At 74.4% G+C, this 4,664-nt stretch carries 6 protein-coding genes; 3 read left to right on the top strand and 3 right to left on the bottom strand.

Annotation, left to right across the window (positions count from 1 at the left end):
- Positions 1-2 precede the first annotated feature (2 nt).
- The gene (locus GT030_RS00405) at positions 3-824 is read right to left on the bottom strand and encodes a nucleotidyltransferase domain-containing protein (RefSeq protein ID WP_161199276.1); all 822 of its coding nucleotides are present in this window, start codon (positions 822-824) and stop codon (positions 3-5) included.
- A 94-nt stretch (positions 825-918) separates the two neighbouring features.
- Here GT030_RS00405 and GT030_RS00400 point away from each other — a divergent pair, with 94 nt between their 5' ends.
- Both GT030_RS00400 and GT030_RS00395 read left to right on the top strand, forming a co-directional pair.
- Positions 919-1,329: a RidA family protein gene (locus GT030_RS00400; RefSeq protein WP_161199275.1), complete on the top strand. Its 411-nt coding sequence runs from the start codon at positions 919-921 to the stop codon at positions 1,327-1,329.
- The gene (locus GT030_RS00395; protein ID WP_161199274.1) at positions 1,326-1,775 is read left to right on the top strand and encodes a GNAT family N-acetyltransferase; all 450 of its coding nucleotides are present in this window, start codon (positions 1,326-1,328) and stop codon (positions 1,773-1,775) included. Before GT030_RS00400 ends, GT030_RS00395 begins: the two co-directional genes overlap by 4 nt.
- Positions 1,776-1,779: 4 nt before the next feature.
- Here GT030_RS00395 and GT030_RS00390 read toward each other — a convergent pair whose 3' ends face one another.
- Positions 1,780-2,478, bottom strand: a complete 699-nt coding sequence (locus GT030_RS00390) for a uracil-DNA glycosylase (protein ID WP_161199273.1) — start codon at positions 2,476-2,478, stop codon at positions 1,780-1,782.
- A 24-nt stretch (positions 2,479-2,502) separates the two neighbouring features.
- Complete coding sequence (locus tag GT030_RS00385) at positions 2,503-4,023, bottom strand: YfcC family protein (RefSeq protein ID WP_161199272.1); 1,521 nt, start codon at positions 4,021-4,023, stop codon at positions 2,503-2,505.
- Between the two features lie 134 nt (positions 4,024-4,157).
- Here GT030_RS00385 and GT030_RS00380 point away from each other — a divergent pair.
- Positions 4,158-4,664, top strand: a 507-nt coding sequence (locus GT030_RS00380) for an RNA-binding S4 domain-containing protein (protein ID WP_161199271.1), incomplete at its 3' end; no start/stop codon positions are given.

Raw genomic sequence — 4,664 nt, 5'->3', positions numbered from 1 at the left:
GGTCACTCCAGGGTAGAGCGTGGCGCGGCGGTGGGTGCGGCGCCCGGGTTTCGAGGAGGTGAAAGCTGCCCCGGCGGCGTGAGCAGGATCTCCTCCGCCGCGGTCACCGCGCCGATGAGCGTCCTGGGCGTGAGGGCGGCGGTCACCTCGTCGATCCGGCGCAGTCCGGCACGCTCCAGCAGCCGTTTCTCGTTGGTGACCCACTCCCCGCGCTCGGCCAGCACCGCGTGCGCGGCCTGGGCGGCGGCGGTGGCCAGCGCACCGGCGACCTCGGTGAGCCGGCCGTGCGGGGCGTGGTTGGCGCGGGCGTAGCCGAGGGTGGCGCGGGCGGTGCCCCGCCAGTGCTCGGGGGCGGTGCGGCGCAGCGCGTCCGGGTAGGCGGCGGGGCGGGGCAGGGTGCCGCGCAGCACCTGGTTGACGGCCAGCTCGGCGACGATCAGGTACGTGGGAATCCCCGCGAGGTGGAACAGCAGGGGCTCGACGCGGAAGCGCCCCTGCTCCGCCTCGGCCAGCTCGTGCTCGACGGTGCCGAGGTCCCGGTAGTGGACGTCGACCCGGCGGCCGTCGACGGTGAGCCACGCCCCGCCGTTGAACACCCCGCCGCCCCAGCCGCCGACCTCGGAGACCTCGCCCTCCCAGCCGAGGGCGCGCAGGTCGTCCGGGTCGAAGCCGCCCCGGTAGTACACGGCGAGGTCCCAGTCGCTGTCCTCGGTGTGGGTGCCCTGCGCCCGCGACCCGCCGAGCGCGACGGCCCGCACGGTGGGCAGCCCGGCGAGGCGGTCGGCGGTGGCGGAGAGGAAGTCGGCGTCGGAGAGGGCGGACACGGCGGCTCCTCGCTGTCGTCGTTATTCGGATGCGCGGGCGGCTCCGGGCTGCCAATGATGGGTGGTCGTCCGCCCGCGTATCCAGGGAGCCGTCATGATCCGCCGTGTCACCGTCCCCGGTCTCTTCCCGCCACCCACCTACTCCCACGCCTCCGTGGTGGAGGCGGGCACCCGGCTCGCCTTCCTCGCGGGCGCGGTCCCGCTGGACGAGCGGGGCGAACTGGCCGGGCCCGGCGATCCGGTGGCCCAGGCCGGGCAGGTGATCGCCAACCTGCGGGAGCAGCTGCGGGCCGTGGGCAGCGATCTGGAGCACGTCCTGGTGACCGAGGTGTACGTGGTGAGCGACCAGCCCTCGGTGCTCTCGTCGGTGTGGGAGGTGGTGGAGGCGTCCGGTCTGAGCAAGGGTCCGCACTCCTCCACCCTGCTCGGCGTGGCCTGCCTCGGCTACACCGGCCAGCTGGTGGAGATCACCGCCACGGCCGCGATCCCGGAGGCGGGCGAGTGACGGTCCTGCTGCGGCGGGCCGTCCCGGCGGACGCCCCCGCCACGGCCGATGTCTGGCTGCGCTCCTTCGCCGCGGCCCTGCCCACGGTCGTCCGGCCCCGCTCGGACGACGAGGTCCGCGCCCACATCCGGGACGTGGTGATCCCGCTGCGCGAGACCTGGGTGGCCGAGGCGGAGGACGGCGCGATCGTCGGCATGATGGTGCTCGACGGGGGCCTGCTGTCCCAGCTATACCTGGACCCCGCCCATCGCGGGCGCGGCCTCGGCGACCGGTTCGTGGCGCTGGCCAAGGGGCGCGTGCCGGGCGGGCTGACGCTGTGGACGTTCCAGGTGAACGAGCCCGCGCACCGCTTCTACGAGCGCCACGGTTTCGTCGCCGTCGAGCGCACCGACGGCCGCGGCAACGAGGAGCGGGAGCCGGACGTGCGGTACGTCTGGCAGCCCTGACCTGTCAGACCAGGCCCGCCGCCCGGGCCGCCGTCCCCAGGGTCTCGCGGAGCATCTCGGGGGTGAGGCGGCCGGTGAAGGTGTTGCGCTGGCTGACGTGGAAGCAGCCGTAGAGGTCGAGGCCGCCTTCGAGCGGGACGTGGGTGCCGTGGCCGAAGGCGGGGCGGGGGCGCGGTACGGTCCAGCCCGCCTCGGTGAGCGCGGGCAGCGCCGCCTGCCAGCCGAAGGCGCCGAGCACGACGACGGCCCGGAGCGTCGGCCGGAGCAGCTTCAGCTCCTGCACCAGCCAGGGCCGGCAGGTGTCGCGCTCGCCGGGCGTCGGCTTGTTGGCGGGCGGGGCACAGTGCACGGGGGCGGTGACGCGGACGCCGTACAGTTCGAGCCCGTCGTCGAGGGCGACCGAGGCCGGCTGGGAGGCGAGGCCCAGGTCGTAGAGGGCCTGGTAGAGCACGTCGCCGGAGCGGTCGCCGGTGAACATGCGGCCGGTGCGGTTGCCGCCGTGCGCGGCGGGGGCCAGCCCGATGATCGCCAGCCGGGCGTCGGCGGGGCCGTAGCCGGGTACCGGGCGCCCCCAGTACGTCCAGTCCGCGAACGCGGCCCGCTTGGTACGGGCCACCTCCTCGCGCCACTCCACCAGCCGCGGGCAGGCCCGGCACTCGCTCACGCGCCGGTCCAGCCGGGCGAGGCCACCACTGTCGTCCATGCCCTTCACGGTAGGCCAGGCCGGTCAGGTGAACGCCGCGCCCAGCGCGAGGAACCCGCAGATCAGCGCGAACAGCACGGCCAGCAGCGGCCACGCGAACCGCAGGTACTTGTCGTAGCCCACCTTGGCCAGCGCGACACCGCCCATGACGACGGCGGTGGTCGGCACCCACAGGTTCATCCAGCCGCTGGACGCCTGCCAGGCGGTGACCGCGACCGCGCGCGACACCCCGGCGAAGTCCGCCAGCGGGGCGAGGATCGGCATGGCGAGCGTGGCGTGGCCGGAGGTGGAGGGGATCAGGAAGGCCAGCGGCAGGTTCACCACGAACACGATGACCGCGAAGACACCGGAGGAGGTCCCCCGCACCACGCCCTCGACGCCGTGCAGCACGGTGTCGGTGATCCTGGAGTTGTTCATGATCACGGTGACGCCGCGGGCCAGCACGATGACCAGCGCGGGCGAGATGAAGTCGGCCGCGCCCTGCACGATGGTGGAGCTGAGCCGCTGCTCCCCCATCCGGGCCACCAGCCCGACCAGCACGGCCGCGCAGATGAACAGCGCGGCGAGCTGCGGGAAGGACCAGTCCAGCTCGAACCCGTACGGGGTGGCGTCCGCGTTGCCGGTGAGCGCGCTGGACCAGGGCACCACCGAGAAGATCATGAACGCGAAGACCAGGACCATCGTGGTCAGCACCGCCCGGTGCAGCCCGGTCAGCTCCGGTTCCGCGTCCGGTGCCTCGGTGGCGTGCTCGCGGTCGCCGGGCAGGAAGCCGGTGAGGGAGCGGGCGGGGTCCCGCCGTACCCGACGGGCGTACCGGATGACGTAGGCGACCGTCACCGCCGTCATCACCACCCACATCACGAACCGCAGCGCGATGCCGTCGCCGAGGGAGATGTCGGCGGCCGAGGAGGCCACCCCGGTGGCGAAAGGGTTCACCGTCGAGCACAGCACGCCGATGCCCGCGCCCAGGATGATCGTGCCGACCGCCACCATCCGGTCGTAGCCGAGGGCGAGCATCAGCGGCACGATCAGGCCGTAGAAGCCGAGGGTCTCCTCGGCGAAGCCCTCCACGGTGCCGAGCACCGAGAAGACCACCATGATCCCGGCGATCAGCAGCGCGCCCCGCTCCCTCAGCCGGTGCGCGAGCCGGGCGATGCCCCGGTCGAGCGCGCCGGTGGCGAACACGACGGTGATGAACGCGCCGATGGCCAGCACGAACAAAAACACCCCCGCCGCGCCGTACAGCTCCCCCGCCAGGTCCGGCCCCACCAGGCCGGTCTTCGGGTCCCGCAGCCCGTACAGCCCGTTGACCGGGGAGAGGAACAGGTCGTCGAGCCGGTCGACGAGGGACTCCCCGGAGGAGACGCGGTGGTACGTCCCCTGCACGGGGGCGCCCGCCGCGTCCCGCGCGTACTGGCCCGGCGGGACGAGGAAGGCGAGCAGCCAGACGGCGATCGTGACGACGGCGAGGACGGTGAGCGCGCTGGGGAAGGTGAACGTCCGCCGGTGCCGGGGCGGCTCCTCGGCCTCGGCCTCCGTCTCCATGTCCCCTCCTCGCTCCCGGCACGACCTCGGCAACAGCCTCCGGGGTGCGCGGGCGGGCCGCATCCGGGGCGGAGCGCGGGAGTGGTGGGAAACGCCGTACCGGCCCGGCGCGGCGGAGCGTTAGGGTCGGCAGCATGGCACTCGCTTCACAGGACCCCGCCGACGGCGCCCGGGAGGTCGCCGTCCCCGAGGCACCGGCGCCCGACCCCGGTACCGCCGCCGCGGTGGCCGCCGCCGAGGCCGCGGGGCTGGCCGCCGGGGAGTCGGTGCGGATCGACAGCTGGATCTGGGCCGTGCGCCTGGTCAAGACACGGTCGCTGGGCGCCACCGCGTGCCGGGGCGGCCACGTCCATGTGAACGGGGAGCGGGTGAAGCCCGCGTACTCCGTGCGGGTGGGTGACGAGGTGCGGCTGCGGCACGAGGGCCGGGAGCGCGTGGTGATCGTCAAGCGGCTGATCCGCAAGCGGGTCGGCGCTCCGGTGGCCGCCCAGTGCTACATCGACAACTCGCCTCCTCCGCCGCCCCGCGAGGCGGTCGCCCCCGTCGGCATCCGCGACCGGGGCACCGGCCGCCCCACCAAGCGGGACCGCCGCGAACTGGAACGCCTGCGCGGCCTGGGCGCACCGGACGCCCCCGGCGCT

The sequence above is a fragment of the Streptomyces sp. SID1328 genome (genome assembly GCF_009865595.1).
Taxonomy (GTDB): Bacteria; Actinomycetota; Actinomycetes; order Streptomycetales; family Streptomycetaceae; genus Streptomyces; species Streptomyces griseoluteus.
This window is presented reverse-complemented; position numbering and strand designations above follow the sequence as displayed.